This window comes from Pseudomonas sivasensis (genome assembly GCF_052938085.1).
This window is the reverse complement of record NZ_CP176442.1, coordinates 2,828,748-2,846,529: the sequence shown is the minus strand read 5'-3', so window position 1 is coordinate 2,846,529 and position 17,782 is coordinate 2,828,748. Positions and strand designations below refer to the sequence as shown.

Genomic DNA, 17,782 nt, shown 5'->3' with positions numbered 1-17,782 from the left:
ATGGCTTTACACGGATTCCTTCAGGGCTACCGGGGTTATGCGGACACGCAAGCCTTGGGGGATGCCCTGAAGGCGCTTCAGGAAGAAGGCCTTGACCAACTGCCGCTGCCCGGCAGCGGGCAGACCTTGGCACGCTTCAGTCGCCTGGCCCAGGTCGCCGGGCATGACTTACGCCTGTGCAAGTTGTTTGAGGGTCATACCGACGCGTTGGCGATCATTGCAGAACTGGACAGCCCCCTGCCGCCCTTGGGTAGCACGTGGGGCATGTGGGCCGCTGAACCGCCGAGTGCCAAGGTACGCGTGCGGCGCGACGGCCATCGACTGATGGTGGACGGTCGTAAAGCCTGGTGTTCCGGCGCGGCCGTGGTCAGCCATGGATTGCTGACGGCCTGGGATGAAGAAGAGCGGCAGCAACTGGTCGCTGTCGAGATGCAGCAGCCGGGCGTAACTGTGACGAAGGACGGCTGGCACGCGGTCGGCATGGCGGCGACGGGCAGCGTTGAAGTGGTCTTCGAGGGGGTGCGCGGCATTGCCGTCGGCCACCCCGGTGAGTACCTCACCCGCCCCGGCTTCTGGCAAGGCGGGATTGGTATTGCGGCGTGCTGGTATGGCGCCGCGCAACGCCTGGCGGAAGTCTTGCGTGAGCAATGCGCCAAACGCCCGGAACCCCATGCCCTCGCCCACTTGGGTTCAGTGGACAGTGCGCTGAACGGGGCCGCCTGCGTGCTGCGCGCCAGCGCCGAGCACATCGACCTTGAACCTAAGGCTGATGCCCGAGTGCTGGCCCAGCAGACGCGGGCCTGCATTGAAGACACGGTCGAGCAAGTGATGCACCACGTGGGACGTGCCGTCGGTGCAGGCCCCTATTGCAAGGACCCGCACTTTGCGCAGTTGATGGCAGATTTGCCGGTCTACCTGCGCCAGAGTCACGCAGAACGTGACTTGGCCGGCCTGGGTGAGCTGATCGCAGGCGAACCCACAGGGAGGTGGCAGTTATGAAACCCAACCCGATTGTCGGCCAAGGCACCCCGCTGCATCACTGGCAGGCCTCGCCGCGGATGGCCGAGTTGCCGCAGATCAGCGTCGAACAGTTAGTACCTGAAGGGCATCGCGCCGTGATTATCGCGCCCCATCCGGATGATGAAGTGCTGGGCTGCGGTGGTCTGTTGCAAGGTCTGGCGGCGCTCGGTCGGCCCATACAGCTGATTTCGGTGACCGACGGCAGCGCCAGTCACCCCGGCTCTCGGCGCTGGCCGGTAGAGCGCCTGAGCGTGGTGCGGCCCCAGGAATCAGCGCAAGCCCTGCATCGGCTGGGTTTGCCATTGCACAGTTTGAAATGGCTGCGCGCCGGGTTTACCGACAGCAAGGTAGCGGCGCGAGAGGACGAATTGAGCGCCTTTATCCAACGCTACCTCAAGCCCACGGATGTGCTGTTTACCACGTGGCGAGAAGACGGCCACTGCGACCACGAAGCCGTAGGCCGCGCCAGTGCCAAGGCCGCCCAAGCGGTGGGCGCTACGCTGTACGAGCTGCCGGTGTGGACGTGGCACTGGGCAACCGCCGAAGACAGCCAAGTGCCGTGGCACCGTGCGCGCAAAATCCCTCTGAGCTGCGAGTCGGTGGCCCGTAAGCGCCACGCTATTCACGCGTTCGCCAGCCAATTGGAAGGTGACCCGCAGATCGGCCTGCCCCCGGTGCTCGCGCCCTATGTGGTGGAGCGCTTGCTGCAACCGTTTGAAGTGGTATTCGTATGAGTGTGGCTACGCCGTATTTCGACCAACTGTTCGCCGAAAATGATGACCCTTGGGCGTTTCGTCAACGCTGGTATGAGCGGCGCAAACGAGCATTGACCCTTGCAGTGCTGACACGTCCACGCTATGCCGCCATTTTTGAGCCGGGCTGTGCCAATGGCGAGCTGAGTTTCGAACTGGCGCCTCGCTGTGATCGCCTGCTGTGCTGTGACACCGCCGCCGCCGCCGTCAGCCTGGCGCGCAGCCGTTTGTTGGGGTTCCCCCATGCCGAGGTGCAACAGAGCCGCCTGCCGGAACAATGGCCGACCGAGCGCTTCGAGCTGATCGTGCTCAGCGAGCTGTGTTACTACCTCGACGCAGACGATTTAGGCCGCGTGATCGACCGCGCCCTCGCCAGCCTGACCGACGACGGCCAACTGCTGGCGTGTCACTGGCGCGTACCGATTGAAGGCTGTCCGCAGACAGCTGAGCAGGTGCATGCCCTGCTCCATGAACGACTGGCAATGCCGCGCATCGCCAGCTACCACGAACAGGATTTTCTCCTCGACCTGTGGTGCCGCGATGGCACCTCGGTCGCTCGCCATGAGGGCCTGCGATGATCGGCGTTCTGATCCCGGTGCATAACGAACAAGCGCTGTTACCCGACTGCCTGGACGCCGCGTTGATCGCGGCCCGCCACCCTGGCCTGCAGGGCGAAGCGGTGCAGATCCTGCTGGTGCTCGACAGTTGCAGCGATGACAGCGCAGCCATCGTCCAGAGCTACCCGGTGCAGCACTTCGAAGTACAGGCGCGCAATGTTGGGCATGTGCGCGGGCTGGGTGCGCGGCATCTGCTCAATCAGGGCGCACGCTGGATCTCCTGCACCGACGCCGACAGCCGCGTCGCTCCTGACTGGCTGGTAGCGCAGTTGGCGCTGAATGCCGATGCGGTATGCGGCACGGTGACGGTGGACGCGTGGAGCGAGGGCTTCGACCCGGCCGCGCAGATCCGCTACCTCCAGGGCTATCAGGCGCAGGACGGGCATCGGCACATCCACGGCGCCAACCTGGGGGTGAGCGCGGGTGCTTACATTCGCGCAGGCGGCTTCGAACCCTTGGCCTGCCATGAGGACGTGCAATTGGTGCGCAACCTGGAACGCTGTGGCGCCTCTATCGCTTGGAGCAATACCCCGCAGGTGATCACCAGTGCGCGCCTGGAATCCCGCGCCCAAGGCGGGTTTGGCGATTATTTGAAGAGCCTGATGCCGGCGTCGTGAAAAAATCCATATTACAGAATGTAAAAGCGGCGAATCCTTGTCTATGCTGAAGACGCCTTGCTGGTCATTCAGGGTTGAATGGCCACGCACCCATCACGGCGGAGTCTGTGGTGAATAAATAGAGTCGTCCCGTCAACGGGGCACGACCCAGCACCAATCCACAAGGATGTAACGCTCATGAAGTCTGCCTCCCTCAGTGAAGGCCGTCGCGGCCCCGCGCAAATCTGGAACACTGCGCCGCAGCTGGCGCAAATCGCCCCTATCTCTGCGACATCGCTGGTCCCGGCCGGTGCACGGGTGGTGGTCATCGCGCCCCATCCGGGCGACGAAGTGTTGGCGTGCGGCGGCATGCTGCAACTGCTCAGCACCCTTGAATATCCCCTGCAACTGATCTCCATCACCGACGGCAGCGCCAGCCATCCTGGCTCACACCGGTGGCCGGCCAGCCGCTTAAGCGTCGTGCGGCCCCAGGAAAGCGCCGAAGCGCTGCGTCGCCTGGGCATGCCCATGCATAGCCTGAAATGGATTCGCGGTGGGTTTTGCGACAACGCCCTGTCGGCCCGTGAGCCGCAACTGAGCCAATTCATCGCGCGCTACTTGCAAGCGGGCGATGTGGTGTTCACCACGTGGCGCAACGACGGCAACCCCGACCACGAAGCGGTCGGCCGCGCCAGTGCGAAGGCGTGCAATCTCGTCGGTGCGCAGCTGTATGAACTGCCGATCTGGGCCTGGCACTGGCCCGCGCGCGAGGGTGCAATCATCCCCTGGCAACGGGCGCGCAAGGTGCGCCTGGACACATGGAGCGTCGCGCGCAAACTCCACGCGGTCCATGCCTATGCGAGTCAACTGGTGGGTGACCCGCAGATCGGCCTGGCGCCGATGCTGGCGCAGGTGTTGTTGGATCGCATGCGCGAGCCTTACGAGATCGTCTTCGCGTAGCCGCCGACTCGTCCGTACCTGTTATTTCTCACAGTAGCGACGCGAGGGATGTGCGTCTAAGGTTCAAAACGTGCTGCACAGGTGAGGTGCAGTCGAGAAAGCCATGCCAACCCTTTGCATTGGCCGGTGTTTTCGAAGCAGGAAACTCGTATTCCCTGATCCGTATCGCGTTCGTTGTTGCCATGGTCCTTAACCGTGCCTGTCATCAGGCACCGTGGAGTCAGGTCGCATTGAGCGAGGACGGATCATGAGCAAACGACTTCCCCAACGGACCGGCGCCAGCCTGATTATGGCGTCAGCAGCATGGCTGTTGAGCTGTTCAAGCACTGCTCAGGCATGCACCTTCACCATCACGCCAGGTGACGATGTGGTGACCTGCACCAGCGGCGCGGGGGGCAACCTCATTGATGCGCAAGGTAACAACAGTCTGATATTTCCCTCCGGCAACGGCAGCGTGTTGGGCGTCGGTTATGGCGCGGGCAATGACCTCATCGAGATGAACACCGCGGATGCGGTCATCGGCACCAGTGGGGTCAACATGGGCGATGGCGCGAATATCTTTCGCCTGTTCCAGGGGGCGGTCAACAGTGTGATCTTGCAGGGCTCCGGTGCCGATGTGATGCAAATCAGCGGCGGTACGGCCGGTGGAATTTTCCAGGGCGCCGGATTGGACAAATTCTCCATGAGCGGCGGCACGATCACATCCCTTGCCCAAGGGGATGGCATCGACGACTTCGCCATGAGCGGCGGTACCATCACAGGCGCCTTTGAAGATGGCGACCACGGATTGATGACCGGCGGCAGCATCGGACGCGTCGACATGAAACTCGACAACAACCTGTTTGATATGCGCGGCGGCACCGTTGTCGGCAACTTCGTCACCGGCTTTGGCGACGACACGATCCTGGTATCGGGCACCAGTTTCATTGGCGGTAACCTCAGCGTCAGCGGCGGGGCCGACATCATCGTCATCAAGGGTGGCAGGATTGCCGGGGAAATTCGCATGAGCGCGGGGAATGACCAGTTCGAGTGGAACGGCGCGGGCCAACTCGACTCGGCAGTACTGCTGGCCGGCGATAACGACACGGCGCTGCTGAAAAACCTGACCGAAGCCATTGTCGCCCCTACTCCCGTTGTGGACGGCGGAACGGAGAACGATACCCTGACGTTCGACAACAGCCAGGTCAGCACACCGCAACGTTATCAGAACTGGGAAATCGTCAACCTGGACAACAATTCGAGCCTGTCCCTCGGCGGCACCTTCACACTGGGGGATGCCGCTACCGGGACCGGCACCATGAACGTAAATGGCAGCTCGGCATTGCGGGTCAGTACAGGGATCATCAACCCGTTTACCGCCGGCCAACTGACGACCCTGAACAACAGCGGCCTGATCGACATGACCACCGGCAGCTCCGGCACCGGCGATACCCTGACGGTCAATGGCAACTACAACGCCAGCGGCGGCCAACTCGCGCTGCAAAGTGTATTGGGTGGCGACGGTTCGCCCAGCGACAAACTGGTAATCAGCCAGGGGACCATCCAGGGGAGTACGAGCATTCGCGTCACTAACCTCGGCGGCGCAGGCGCCGCTACGCTGCAAGATGGTATCCAGGTGGTGCAGGCGCTCAACGGCGCCACCGGCAGCGGCACCGCCTTTACCCTTGGCGCGCCGGTGTCTGCCGGCGCGTTCGACTATTACCTGTTCAAGGGCGGCGTCACCGCCGGCACCGCAGAAAACTACTACCTGCGTTCGACCATCCCGGTGGTGCCGCCGAACCCGGTCATTATCGTGCCGTTGCCTGTCCCCATTCCCGATGAACCACCACTGCCGCCCAACCCTGGGACAGAGCCGATTCCCATCTACCGCCCGGAAGTGCCGCTCTACGCCGCGCTGTTTCCCGCCGCCCAGCAAATCGTGCAAGGCATGCTCGGCACCTTTCACCAGCGCATGGGTGACCAGAGCCAGCAACAGCAGACCGGCGCTTTATCGGCCGGGTGGGGTCGGGTCTACGGCAACAGCAGTCGCCAGAGTTTCGCCGGCACGGTGAGCCCGACGCTGGACAGTTCGGTAACGGGCTTCCAGGTGGGCAGCGATCTCTATGCCAGCGCCATGGGCGATGGCCAGCAACGCCTGGGGTTTTTCGTCGGCCATAGCCGTTTGCGGGGCACAGTCAAAGGCTTCAACGGCGGCCGGGAGGACAAGAACGCCGGCAAAACCACCTTGCGCGGTGACAGCCTGGGCGTGTACTGGACGTTGATCGGCGCCAACCAGGCCTACCTTGACCTGGTGTTGATGGGCACACGTTTCAATGGCAACAACGAGTCGGACCGTGGTGTGAAGATGAAAACCCGCGGGCACAACGTCACAGCCTCCGCCGAAGTCGGCTGGCCGATCCCGGTGACGACCAACTGGGTCGCGGAACCCCAGGCACAACTGATCGTCAGCAAGACCACGTTGAACAGCCAGAACGACGGGGTTTCCGACGTGTCTTATGACGCCGATACCCACCTGACCACACGCCTGGGAATCCGCCTGCGCGGCGACTACCAAGTGCGTGGCATGCCACTGGTGCCTTATGTACGGGCGAATGTCTGGCACACCCGCGCCGGACAGAACACCGTGACCTTTGCCGATGTCACCGACATCGACACCGAGCAGAAGTCCACCACCCTGGACCTCAGCGTCGGTGCAACGTTGAAGGTCACCCAAGACATCAGCGTTTACAGCGAGGTGGGCTACAACCGCAACTTGGACAGCAACACCTTCAACGGCCGCCAAGGGACGGTTGGCCTGAGAATGGCGTTCTGATCTGGTAGGCAATCGCCAGCCAGATAAACCAGACCGGCATCACATACAGGGCCAGGCGTGTGTCTGGCCGCAACGCCAGCAGGCAGAGCACGAACGCAAGGAAACCCAGGGAAAACCAAGCCATCGGCACACCGCCGGGCATCTTGTAAGTGGACTTGGCGTGCAGGTCCGGGCGTTTTTTACGGTAAGCGATGTACGACGCGAGAATCGTCGACCACGTAAAAATCACCAGGATCGCCGAGACCGTCGACACAATGGTGAAGGCGGTCATCACCTCCGGCACCACAAACAGCAACACCAGGCCGAGCAGCATCAATACCGTGGTAAAGGCCAGGCTGAACAACGGAACGCTGCTGTTGGACAAGCGTCGGAAAACACCTGGCGCATCCCCCAGATCGGCCAACCCGAACAACATGCGGCTGGCGGAAAACACCCCGCTGTTGGCCGAGGACGCCGCCGAGGTGAGTACCACGAAATTGACGATGCCCGCAGCCGCAGGAAAACCCGCCACCAGGAACAGCTCTACAAACGGGCTTTTGCTCGGCGACACCTGCTGCCACGAGGTCACGGCGATGATGCACGCCAGGGCCAGCACGTAGAACAGAATGATGCGCAACGGAATCGAATTGATTGCCTTGGGCAACGTCTTCTCCGGCGCACGGGTTTCGGCCGCGGCGGTGCCGATCAGCTCGGTGCCGGCAAAGGAGAAAATCGCCATCTGGAACCCGGCGAAAAAGCCGAACAGGCCGTTGGGAAACGCCGCCTGTTTGTCCAGCAAATGCGACAGCGATGCAGTGACGCCGGTGGGTGAGACAAACGAGCCAGCGATCAGCACCACGCTCACCCCGATCAGGGTCACCACGGCGATGATCTTGATGATTGCGAACCAGAACTCCACTTCGCCGAACAACCTGACAGTCAGCGCATTCAACGCGAACAACGTTAACAGCATGCCCACCGCCGGCATCCACGCCGGCAGGTCCGGGAACCAGTACTGGAAAAACCCGCCGACCACCACCGCATCCCCCACCACCGCCACGCTCCAGCTCAGCCAATACGACCAGCCAAGAAAAAACGCGGCGCGCGGCCCCAGGTAGGCGCCGGCAAAGTCAGCAAAGCTCTTGAAGTTGAGGTTGGACAGCAGCAGCTCGCCCATGGCGCGCATCACGAAATACACAAACAGCCCGATGATCATGTAGATCAGGATGATCGAGGTGCCGGACAGCGCAATGATCTTGCCGGAGCCCATGAACAGGCCGGTGCCGATCGCACCGCCCATGGCCATCAGCTGGATATGACGGTTGCTCAGGGTGCGTTGCAACGCAGGCTTTTCACAAAGCCCGGACGTAGTTGTTTTCATCACAAAACCTCTTGTTATGTTTTTGAGTTTTGGCAGAAAAAAATTGGGCGGTCGTTGTTATTAGGGGGTCAGGCGGTCTTGCTTTCGAAACCGTGCAACACGTTGACGGCATTGATGCCGATCTCATCGACCATGTAGCCCCCTTCCATTACGAACAACGTCGGCACGCCCACGCTGGCGATGATCTCGCCCATGCCGAGGAAGTCTTCGCTGTCGAGGAGGAAGTGGCTGATGGGGTCGTCCTTGAACGTGTCGACGCCGAGGGAAATCACCAGCACTTCAGGGGCGAAGTGTTTGAGCCGCTGGCACGCGTCGGCGAGGGCAATTTTGTAGTGATCCCAGGTGGTGTTTTTCGGCAACGGATAATTCAGGTTGAAGCCCTCCCCTGCACCCTTGCCACGCTCGCTGTTGGCGCCGGAAAAGTACGGGTAGGACACGGCGGGCTCGCCATGCAGGGAGATGAACAGCACATCCGGGCGGTCGTAGAAAATGTTCTGTGTGCCGTTGCCATGGTGGAAATCCACGTCCAGTACCGCAACGCGTTTGGCGCCTTGGGTGATGGCCTGTTGTGCGGCAATCGCGGCGTTGTTGAGGTAGCAATAACCGCCCATGTATTCGCGGGCGGCATGGTGGCCGGGTGGGCGGCACAGGGCGAAGGCGCTGTTGTGGCCCTCATCGATGAGCGCGAGGCCAGTGAGTGCAATGTCCGCGCTGGTCTTCACCGCCTGCCACGTGGTCGCGGTAATCGGCGAACCGGCGTCCATGGCATAGAACCCCAACTTGCCGTCGATGAAATCCGGCACCTGTTCATTGGCCAGATCGCGCACCGGCCACACCAGCGGCAGCGCGTCATGGCTGCGGCCGATGGCGGTCCATTCGGCCCATGCGGTTTCAAGGAAGGAGACGTAGCGCTCGCTGTGGGCATTGACGTAACAGGCGCGGTCAAAGGCGCGCGGCACGATGATATCGCCGAGCCCGACGTGCTGGACGCGGTCACGCACGGTGTCGGCGCGGCTCGGTTGCTCGAACGATGGCTTGAGTACGCCATCCTTCAATTCGGTGCCATGGTGCAAACGGTGGGCATCGCTAAAAACAGTCAGCATGTGTATACATCCGCCAGTAAAAGACAGGGTCTATTTTGTTCTGGCGGTGCGGGGCATTCTTTGCTTTTAGTTCTTGCGCTGTTAGTTTTATCGGGATTTTTTACCCCTATTACAGGCGAATATGAAAAATAAAACCAAGCAGGTCGTTCTTGACGACACCGATCTCGCCATCCTCGCCTTGCTGCAGGAAGACGCGAGTATTTCCAACGCCCAACTCAGCGAGCGTCTGGCCCTGAGCCTCACGCCGTGCTGGCGCCGCCGCAAGCGTCTGGAAGAAGAAGGCGTGATCAAGGACTACCAGGCCAATCTGGATCGCAAGCTGCTCGGCCTGGACATCATGGCGTTTGTGCATGTGCGCTTTGCCATCCACACCGACCACGCGCCGGACGCCTTCGAAGCGGTGGTCAAGGAACTGCCTCAGGTGCTGTCGTGCCACAAGATCACCGGGGATGCGGATTACCTGTTGCAGGTGCTGGCGGAAGATCTCGACAGCTACAGCGAGTTTGTAGAGAGCGTCCTGCGGCGACAATTGGGGATCGCGTCGATCCAGTCGAGCCTGGCGCTGCGCGAAGTGAAAGCGACAAGCCGGGTGGCGATTCCGAAGCGCGATTGAACACCGTCCATGAACGCTCGAAAACGGCAGGTGCTGGCGAAAGGCCTGCCATGCAGATGTGAAAAAATCGTTAACTAATTCATCCCTATGGCTTTTTCCTACAGAATCAATCTGTCACACTGATGCGAATAATTATCAACACTTTTATTATTCGCCAGGGAAAGGCACTTAGGGGAGAGCTCGTTCGATGCCTGTGCACCAGCCCGGCGGTAAAGGTTTTACACCCAGTTTGATCGCGTTGGCGGTCTGTCTCGCCACCTCGCACGCGGCCTTCGCCGCCGACGCCGAAGCACCGGTCACCACCCTGGAACTGGGCGCCACCCAAATCTCCGGCGAGCAGCAGTTGGGCGAAACCACTGAGGGCACGCAGTCCTACACCACCGGCGCGATGAAGACCGCGACCAAGTTGCCACTCACCCTGCGTGAAACGCCACAAGCCGTCACCGTGATTACGCGCCAGCGCATGGATGACCAGGCAATGACCAGCATCAACGACGTGGTCAACGCAACGCCCGGGTTGTTCCTGAATTACTCCAACGGACCGGGCCGGCAGTCCTATACCTCGCGCGGTTTCGACATCGACAACCTGATGTATGACGGTATTCCGAGCGGCTATAACGGCGTTTCAGTCGGCGCGCAGCCCAACCTGGCGATGTTCGACCGCGTTGAAGTGGTGCGCGGCGCGACCGGCCTGGTGACCGGCGCGGGCAACCCGTCGGCCGCCATCAACCTGATCCGCAAGCGGCCCCTGGACGAGCAGAAAGTCACCCTGACCGGCGCCGCTGGCAGCTGGGACGACTACCGTGGCGAACTCGACGCCTCCAGCCCGCTCAATGACAGCGGCACCTGGCGCGGCCGGGTGGTCACCTCCTACCGCGACGCCAACAGCTTCATCGACAACGCCGAGGAGTATCACGGCCTGTTCTATGCCGTCACCGAAGCTGACTTGGGTGAAGACACCACCCTGACCCTCGGCTACTCAAACCAGAAGGACAAGACCAATTACTTCTGGGGTTCCTCAATGATCGGTCAGGATGGCCATCACCTCGACCTGCCCCGCTCCTACAACCCCGGCACCGACTGGGAGAACAAGGACCAGGAGATCAACACGGTCTTCGCCGAACTGCGCCAGCAACTGGCCAACGACTGGAAGCTGCAGGTCAACGCCAACTACGCCGAGCAGAAAGCCTTGTTCTCGGGCTCGTATCAATCGCGCTGGGCTGCTGACAAATCACTGGCGCGAACCGTCTACCAGGCCGCCTATGACGAAAATCAGGCTGGCGTCGACGCCTTCGTCAGCGGCCCGTTCCAGGCGTTCGGGCGCACCCATGAGCTGGTGGTCGGTGCCAGCCGCCGCATTTACGACATGACCAGCCACGACTACAGCCCGTACGACACCAATTGGCCGATTACCGCAGGCAAACCGGACTTCGTCCACACCACCGACACCCGTGAAATCACCACCCAGGACGGCTTCTACCTGACCACGCGCCTGAGCCTGGCCGACCCGCTCAAGCTGATCCTCGGCGGGCGCCTGGACTGGTATGACTACGATGCCCATGGCAGCAACAGCGGCGACTACAAAGTCACCCGCAACCTGACGCGCTACGCGGGTTTGATCTACGAGTTGGATGACCATCACTCGGTCTACGTCAGCTACAGCGACATTTTCACGCCGCAAACCGCCAAAGATAATTCGGCGACCCCGGTCAAGCCGATTGTCGGCAAAAACTACGAGGTCGGCGTTAAAGGCGAATACCTGGGCGGCGCGCTGAATGCCAGCGTCGCACTGTTCCGCGTCGATCAGGAAAATCGTGCCACCAAAGTGACCGTGCAAAACTGCCCGCAGACCGAGTGCTATGAAGCCTCCGGCGAGATTCGCAGCCAGGGTATCGACTTCGAACTGCAAGGCGCCCTCACCGAGAACTGGCAGGTCGGCGGTGGCTACACCTACGCGCGCACCCACACCATCAAGGACGAAGCCAACCCGCAGCTTGTCAACAAGCAGTACGACACCGACACCCCGGAGCACTTGTTCAAACTGACCACCCGCTACAACCTCCAGGGCGCGCTGGAGAAATTCCGGGTGGGCGGCAACATCTCCTGGCAGAGCCGCATGTACAACGACGTCAAGCTGGCTGGCGGCAGCACCTACCGCCTGCAACAAGGCGCCTACGCCGTCACCGACTTGATGGCCGGCTACAGGGTCAACGACAACCTGGACCTGCAGCTCAACGCCAACAACATCTTCGACCGCAGCTACTACTCAACCATCGCCAACTCCGTGGACTACGGCGGCGACAGCTACGGCACCCCACGCAACATGATGCTGACGGCCAAATACACCTTCTGATCGTCATCAAGGCTGCCCGCTCGGGCAGCCTTTCCTCCTGGCAGTGGCGCTTAAAGCTCTCCCCCCAACTGCCGATAAGCTTTTGCTTCCCCCGTACCTGCAAAAATCCTGATACCTGCTTTGCTCTGTAGCAGCGCGCCATCGTGGCACGCCGCATGCTTTGTTCCTGGCCACACCACAGGGAGTAAGAGTGAATGCCCGTCCGCACGCGTTTTCTAGAGCACTACCGCAAAGCCGACCGCATCATGCTGGCGTTGATCTGGCTGATGACGCTGTTCTCCGTAGGCCTGGCGTTCTGGCACGACACCTTGATCCAAGCAATCGTAGTCGGTGGCGGCACAAGCCTGCTGCTCACCGCGCTCTACCGCGCCATCGGCGGCACACGCGTGATGCGCTGCGCACTGGGCGCTGGCCTGATGGTCATGGCCGCGCTGCATATCAACCAGGCACAAGGCGTTATCGAAGCCCACTTCGGAATTTTCGCCCTGCTGGCGGTGCTGACGTTTTACCGCGACTGGCTGCCGATCCTCGTGGCCGCACTCACCATCGCCGTGCACCACGTGGTCTTCCATGCCTTGCAGCATCAAGGCTTCCCGGTCTTCGTGATGGAACACCACGGCGGCTGGACCATGGTGTTTGTGCATGCTTTCTACGTGGTGATGGAAACCGTCGCCCTGCTCTACCTCGCCGTGCACAGCCAGGCCGAAGCCGTCGAGAGCCAGGAAATGCTCGAAAAAATGCTCGCTGTCACCACCCAGCTCACCGTGGAAACCGCACAAGGTGAAGGCAAGGCGCATATGTCCCTGGCCAAGCGCTTCGACCACTTCCTGCAACAGATCACCGGGCTCATTGACGGCGTCTCCCGCGACTCCCACGGCCTCGGCCAACTCGGACAAGAACTGGCCCACGCCAGCGGCACCCTGGAAAAAGGCGCACGCCACCAACTGGCCGAAATCGCACAAATGACTGACTCCATGCAGCGCATGGAACACGCCATGGGCAACATTACGGTGCACGTCGAGGAAGCGGTCGCGCACGCCGACGTCGCCAGCCAACAAATCCTGCGCGGCCAGGAAAGCGTCGGCCGCGCCCAACACGAAATCACCCAACTGGCCACACGCCTCACCGACACCCACCAGACCGTTCAAGGCTTGGCCGTGCAAGCCGAACAGATCGGCTCGGTGCTCGACGTCATCAGCAGCATCGCCAACCAAACCAACCTCCTCGCCCTCAACGCCGCCATCGAAGCCGCCCGCGCCGGTGAACAAGGCCGCGGCTTCGCCGTCGTCGCCGACGAAGTGCGCAACCTGGCGCAACGCACAGCGGTTTCCACCCAGGAAATCAAAACCATCATCGAAGGCTTGCAGCAAGGCAGCCGCGAAGCCGTCGAAGCCATGCAGGACAGCCGCCAAGGCGTAGAACGTTGCGTGGAAGACAGCCAGGTTGCGGTGCAAATGCTAAAGGCAGTAAGCAATGACATCACTCGAATCGATGCGCTGAACGGGCGGATCGTCAGCACTACGCGGGAACAGACCTCAGCAAACCTGGAGATCGTCGGGCGCTTGCAGTCGGTGCAGGGCATCGCGCAGAGCACAGCACAGGATGTAGAGATGCTGGCCAGGAGCAGCGAACAACTGCCGCCGATTGCGGTGCGGTTAGACGCGTTGGGGCGCCGGTTTCATCCGTGAGGTGGTGATCTTCGAAAGGCCTCGGCGTGGTGTTGATCGCGCGCTTGGGCCTATTTGAAATACGTCGTGAGAGATAACTTCAGGCCAATAGCAGCGGTTCGAGTTCCGCCGCTTGCGTACCCAGTTCTAAAGAGAGAATACGAGGTCGAGAAGCTATACAGGTCGTTCTGATGGAAGTGCTTGCGCTGATTGTTGACCGTAATGCTGAGTGTGGCTCAACTCAAGTGGCCCTCAATTCATAGACGCAATCTCAATAAACTCGTCAAACCTTAAAGTTACCTATTTGCTGCTGTAGCACGGCTCCGAGCTCAGCCAAGTTAGTACTTGAACGGGCAGTTCGCTCGCACGATAAAGCTGAATCATCCGCGATATTGCGAACCGACGTAACACTCCGGTTAATTTCTTCCGCGACGCAACTTTGTTCCTCACCTGCAGTAGCGATTTGTCTGACCATCTGCTGGATGTTGTCAATCATCTCCACGATGGTTTCAACCGAGCCCCCAGTGTTTGAAACCTGTATTACAGTTTCATCCGTCAAACCGCGGCACACTTCCATCATCCCAGCAGCTTCTTCGGCTATTTTTTGCAGATTGGCAGTCAGCGCTCCAATTTCCAGGGTTGCGCCCTGAGTTCGTTTGGCGAGCGTTCTCACCTCATCGGCCACCACCGCAAATCCTCGACCAGCATCGCCCGCCCTAGCAGCCTCAATAGCGGCATTTAACGCCAACAAGTTGGTTTGATCGGCGACAGACGTTATGACCTGCAATACCCCGCCTATATTCAGGCTCTCTATCCTGAGTTGTGCCATGGCTGCGGCAGATTTTGATACTTCAGATGCGAGACGTTTTATTTGGGTTATTGCTTCTTTTGCCATGGTTCCGCCGGTCTGCGCTTGGAGGTTAGCGGTGAGCGCCGCATGGGCTGCTTCCTCAGAGTTGCGTGCAACTTCGAGGGTGGTTGCTACCATTTCGTGAATCGCAGTGGCGACTTGGTCGATTTCAGTTCTCTGATTACCAACCCCGATGCGGGTCTGCTCTGTCGCTGCGGAAAGGTCAACGGCTGCATCAGAAATTACGCCCGATGACGTATTAACCTGACTAATAAGCAGGCTCAGGCGTGACTGCATTTCACCCAAGGAGGACAGCACACTGCCGGCCGCTGACATTTTCGCTTCAAGAATCGGGCGCAAGTCACCACTGGCAACGCGCTGAGCGATCGTGGACAAGACAGTTGGCTCTGCACCAAGAGCACGTGATAAGCCACGAACTATTAGAGTAGTCAGTACTACCCCGATGACAATTGCTACTGCGCAGAAAAACATCAGAAGATTACGGGTGTCTTTATAATCGTTCTGCGCTTCACTAATGCTAGCCAGCGCTAGACCTGAGTTAAAACTCTTGTAAGTTGTAACGCTAGCCACCAGTTTCTTTAGGAGTGGCAAGCATTGGTTGTTCATCATATCAATAGCCGCTTTTTCATCGCCAGCAACGGCTAACCGCGTGATTTCCAAAGCAATCGGACCATACGCTTTCTCAATCTCCTCAATGTTAGCAACTAAGCTCCGAGCGTTATTACCATCAGCGGATGGAGGCAATGCAGCGACTCCAGCCACTAACGCTGACAAAATACTTTTAACTTTCTGATGTTCGATATTTACGGTATCGGCCTCGGCCTGTCTGTCAGCTGCCGAGGTAACCAGCACGAGGTTTCGTGCTGAGATCGCACGTTGCTGCGCAGCGAGCAATAGATCATTCATCAGGCCCATGCGCTTATTCAAACCATCAACATAACTTGAGAAGCGTAGATTTGATCCATTTAAGCTAGTGACAGAAAATGCAGAGATCATAAAAATAATCACTACCATCAAGCCAAAACTTAACAACAACCTCTTCCGCACCGACAAGGAATTTAACATGCTGACTCTCCGACTTTTTAGTATTCTCACGGCGCAGACAGGGATATGGCGCATTGACACTATGCGGCGCCGGACGGCAGTAATTCAAGAATTAAATAGGGTTACGGTACTAAAGAACTAAATTGAACCTCAAACAATCCAATCGAACTACCCGCACCATCTAAACGCACCTATATGAATGGATTTTTATTCTAGGGTTGATATTTACTTCAAACTCTATAGTTAAAACAGGAACCGCTTTATATTTAACTCAATTACATTTTATCGAGCCCCATAACGAGCCATAGGCCCAATAGCCTCCTACAGAGAAGGCTGCCCTGGCGGGCTTTTTAGCGTCTGCTGAAAACCAAGGTCTCGGCCTCCTAACTGTTCGAAATGCGCGTCAGATTTACGGTCGAAGCAATCGGTCGAAACACCGCACCCTTTTGCAGACAGTGGCAATGCTTAACGTTGGCCATAGCTTGTGCTTGCGAATAGAGGAGCACGCCTGGGGGCTTGCAGTGGTTCATGAAAGACTGCTTTCGGCCAATTAGCCGACATTCACGAAAGACGGCTTTCGACCCAGAGTGTGTAAAAACGCTTCGTCATTGATCCGTGCAGCGACACATTGGTTGCTTTGGACTGGTCAGATCGTCGAAAGAGCAGTCGCTTTTTCTAAGACGGCTTGTAACATCTGCTCCGGTGATTGTTCCTTGTTGAAGAAGCTCGGGGACAATTTATCAGAGTCGTTTTCAGTCGATTGCCTGAGCAGGGCGAGCGGCCCCGATTGTCCTAACTGCTCTTGGTAAAGACTTTTTATACTGTCCCTAAAGCCATCAGGGTATGCCGCTTTCTCGACCCCTGGAAGATCATCGAAATAGTCCATGATGCCTTTGAAGATTTCACTGTTGTCACCGCCGTTCGTTATATTGGCGTACAACTTGGAAAAATATGTTTCATCCTGCTTACTAAGCTCCCCATAAGCGGCATATCGTTCTGCATCTGTATAGGTTCCTGAATCATCATAAACAATATTGCTTAGCCCGTTTCGGGCCATACCTTCAAATGGGTTTGGAAGTTTTTCGGGGGGGAGTTTAGAAAGCCCAATTGCGTAATCTAGTGACTGCAGACCTAACGCCAAACGGGTGGGGTCGTCTGTTTTGGGAAGTAGATCCTCATTATTAAGATTCCCGCCAGCAATCCGCTGCCCGAAATTGTACATATCGCTCTGAACTTTTGCATATTGTCCTTTTAAATCCCTATTGGACATAGAGGCTTGTTTGTAATCAGCGTTACTTAATGCGTACAGTGCCCGTGCAGAATCGGAGATTGTGACGGTCTCGGTCGTCTTGGGGGCGGCATCCCCTGAAGGTAAATTTACAGCGTTGGACGAAGGAAGCTTCTCTTGTGTAGAAGGCTTTGCCTGTGTACTTGCTTGATACGATTTGATCGAAATATCCATGGTAATACTCCATGCGCTGAAAATAGCACGAGAGCTATCTTCAGCTAGGGTGCCTATACAAATGTCGGATTATTTTATTTCAAATTCGACAGTGTCGTTATAGGGAGGCGCCGATTGAATTGCTGTGACATTGGCGTTGCAAGTAGCGTTATCTGAACCAGTGCTAGTGCCCATTTTAGTCAAGCTAGAGGTTTTAGTCGTTGGATTGACCTGGTGCCTTGCTGCAAAACGACATTCTTATTGCCTGAAGTATAGACGAATCGCATTCCTGAAACCGTATCAGCGACACTGGTCAGGGCAAATGTCGTCGTTGCAGAAGGCAGAATCGTACTTGGAGTGGGGGCTACACTCCCGAAAAAGTACTCGAAAGTGTACGCGGCTGGACCAGTCGTAGAGTCCTTCAACTTCACGGTGACGATTGTGCCTGCTTGGGCACATGCAATCATAGAGGCGAATAAAGTTGCTGCCCCGAACAGTTTAGCGAATCTCATAAATATCCCTTTAATTTTGATAGTCACTATAACTATTGTCCTTCCGCGTCGTCTTGTATAG

Annotated in this window: 13 protein-coding genes; 9 read left to right on the top strand and 4 right to left on the bottom strand. The window is 58.5% G+C overall.

Annotated elements, in window-relative coordinates:
* The 6 genes from ACKZ62_RS13100 (at position 1) to ACKZ62_RS13075 (ending at position 6,757) form a co-directional block, all read left to right on the top strand.
* Positions 1-999, top strand: coding sequence for an acyl-CoA dehydrogenase family protein (locus ACKZ62_RS13100; protein ID WP_122765221.1), 999 nt, complete (start codon positions 1-3; stop codon positions 997-999).
* Positions 996-1,754 (top strand): PIG-L deacetylase family protein, encoded by a 759-nt coding sequence (locus tag ACKZ62_RS13095; protein ID WP_032885263.1) that lies wholly within the window; start codon positions 996-998, stop codon positions 1,752-1,754. Before ACKZ62_RS13100 ends, ACKZ62_RS13095 begins: the two co-directional genes overlap by 4 nt.
* A complete protein-coding gene (locus ACKZ62_RS13090; RefSeq protein ID WP_099602614.1) occupies positions 1,751-2,350 on the top strand; it encodes an SAM-dependent methyltransferase in 600 nt (199 codons plus the stop codon). The genes ACKZ62_RS13095 and ACKZ62_RS13090 overlap by 4 nt, the downstream gene beginning before the upstream one ends.
* Complete coding sequence (locus ACKZ62_RS13085; RefSeq protein ID WP_095184653.1) at positions 2,347-3,006, top strand: glycosyltransferase family 2 protein; 660 nt, start codon at positions 2,347-2,349, stop codon at positions 3,004-3,006. Before ACKZ62_RS13090 ends, ACKZ62_RS13085 begins: the two co-directional genes overlap by 4 nt.
* 177 nt (positions 3,007-3,183) lie before the next feature.
* Complete coding sequence (locus ACKZ62_RS13080; protein WP_032885266.1) at positions 3,184-3,945, top strand: PIG-L deacetylase family protein; 762 nt, start codon at positions 3,184-3,186, stop codon at positions 3,943-3,945.
* A 247-nt stretch (positions 3,946-4,192) separates the two neighbouring features.
* A complete protein-coding gene (locus ACKZ62_RS13075) occupies positions 4,193-6,757 on the top strand; it encodes an autotransporter family protein (protein ID WP_447096794.1) in 2,565 nt (854 codons plus the stop codon).
* On the opposite strand, the gene ACKZ62_RS13070 is transcribed toward ACKZ62_RS13075, so the two are convergent.
* A complete protein-coding gene (locus ACKZ62_RS13070) occupies positions 6,714-8,117 on the bottom strand; it encodes an amino acid permease (RefSeq protein ID WP_122753469.1) in 1,404 nt (467 codons plus the stop codon). The genes ACKZ62_RS13075 and ACKZ62_RS13070 overlap by 44 nt on opposite strands.
* A gap of 68 nt (positions 8,118-8,185) precedes the next feature.
* Entirely contained in the window at positions 8,186-9,220 is a 1,035-nt protein-coding gene (locus ACKZ62_RS13065) for a histone deacetylase family protein (RefSeq protein WP_099602617.1), read from the bottom strand.
* A 121-nt stretch (positions 9,221-9,341) separates the two neighbouring features.
* Here ACKZ62_RS13065 and ACKZ62_RS13060 point away from each other — a divergent pair, with 121 nt between their 5' ends.
* The 3 genes from ACKZ62_RS13060 to ACKZ62_RS13050 all read left to right on the top strand — a co-directional run bounded on the left by ACKZ62_RS13060 (position 9,342) and on the right by ACKZ62_RS13050 (position 13,874).
* Positions 9,342-9,833, top strand: coding sequence for an Lrp/AsnC family transcriptional regulator (locus tag ACKZ62_RS13060; RefSeq protein ID WP_032885271.1), 492 nt, complete (start codon positions 9,342-9,344; stop codon positions 9,831-9,833).
* A gap of 187 nt (positions 9,834-10,020) precedes the next feature.
* Complete coding sequence (locus ACKZ62_RS13055) at positions 10,021-12,186, top strand: TonB-dependent siderophore receptor (RefSeq protein WP_447096793.1); 2,166 nt, start codon at positions 10,021-10,023, stop codon at positions 12,184-12,186.
* Positions 12,187-12,380: 194 nt separating this feature from the next.
* Entirely contained in the window at positions 12,381-13,874 is a 1,494-nt protein-coding gene (locus tag ACKZ62_RS13050; protein WP_447096792.1) for a methyl-accepting chemotaxis protein, read from the top strand.
* 262 nt (positions 13,875-14,136) lie between these two features.
* Here ACKZ62_RS13050 and ACKZ62_RS13045 read toward each other — a convergent pair whose 3' ends face one another.
* Together ACKZ62_RS13045 and ACKZ62_RS13040 are read right to left on the bottom strand one after the other, a co-directional pair.
* Entirely contained in the window at positions 14,137-15,789 is a 1,653-nt protein-coding gene (locus ACKZ62_RS13045) for a methyl-accepting chemotaxis protein (RefSeq protein WP_164440557.1), read from the bottom strand.
* Positions 15,790-16,414: 625 nt separating this feature from the next.
* Entirely contained in the window at positions 16,415-17,230 is an 816-nt protein-coding gene (locus ACKZ62_RS13040; protein WP_447096791.1) for a hypothetical protein, read from the bottom strand.
* Positions 17,231-17,782: the final 552 nt, after the last annotated feature.

Coding starts and splice junctions, on each gene's coding strand:
- ACKZ62_RS13065 (WP_099602617.1), bottom strand. CDS start 9,220: ATGCTGACTGTTTTTAGCGATGCCCACCGTTTGCACCATGGCACCGAA.
- ACKZ62_RS13090 (WP_099602614.1), top strand. CDS start 1,751: ATGAGTGTGGCTACGCCGTATTTCGACCAACTGTTCGCCGAAAATGAT.
- ACKZ62_RS13060 (WP_032885271.1), top strand. CDS start 9,342: ATGAAAAATAAAACCAAGCAGGTCGTTCTTGACGACACCGATCTCGCC.
- ACKZ62_RS13100 (WP_122765221.1), top strand. CDS start 1: ATGGCTTTACACGGATTCCTTCAGGGCTACCGGGGTTATGCGGACACG.
- ACKZ62_RS13085 (WP_095184653.1), top strand. CDS start 2,347: ATGATCGGCGTTCTGATCCCGGTGCATAACGAACAAGCGCTGTTACCC.
- ACKZ62_RS13045 (WP_164440557.1), bottom strand. CDS start 15,789: ATGTTAAATTCCTTGTCGGTGCGGAAGAGGTTGTTGTTAAGTTTTGGC.
- ACKZ62_RS13040 (WP_447096791.1), bottom strand. CDS start 17,230: ATGGATATTTCGATCAAATCGTATCAAGCAAGTACACAGGCAAAGCCT.
- ACKZ62_RS13050 (WP_447096792.1), top strand. CDS start 12,381: ATGCCCGTCCGCACGCGTTTTCTAGAGCACTACCGCAAAGCCGACCGC.
- ACKZ62_RS13055 (WP_447096793.1), top strand. CDS start 10,021: ATGCCTGTGCACCAGCCCGGCGGTAAAGGTTTTACACCCAGTTTGATC.
- ACKZ62_RS13070 (WP_122753469.1), bottom strand. CDS start 8,117: ATGAAAACAACTACGTCCGGGCTTTGTGAAAAGCCTGCGTTGCAACGC.
- ACKZ62_RS13095 (WP_032885263.1), top strand. CDS start 996: ATGAAACCCAACCCGATTGTCGGCCAAGGCACCCCGCTGCATCACTGG.
- ACKZ62_RS13080 (WP_032885266.1), top strand. CDS start 3,184: ATGAAGTCTGCCTCCCTCAGTGAAGGCCGTCGCGGCCCCGCGCAAATC.
- ACKZ62_RS13075 (WP_447096794.1), top strand. CDS start 4,193: ATGAGCAAACGACTTCCCCAACGGACCGGCGCCAGCCTGATTATGGCG.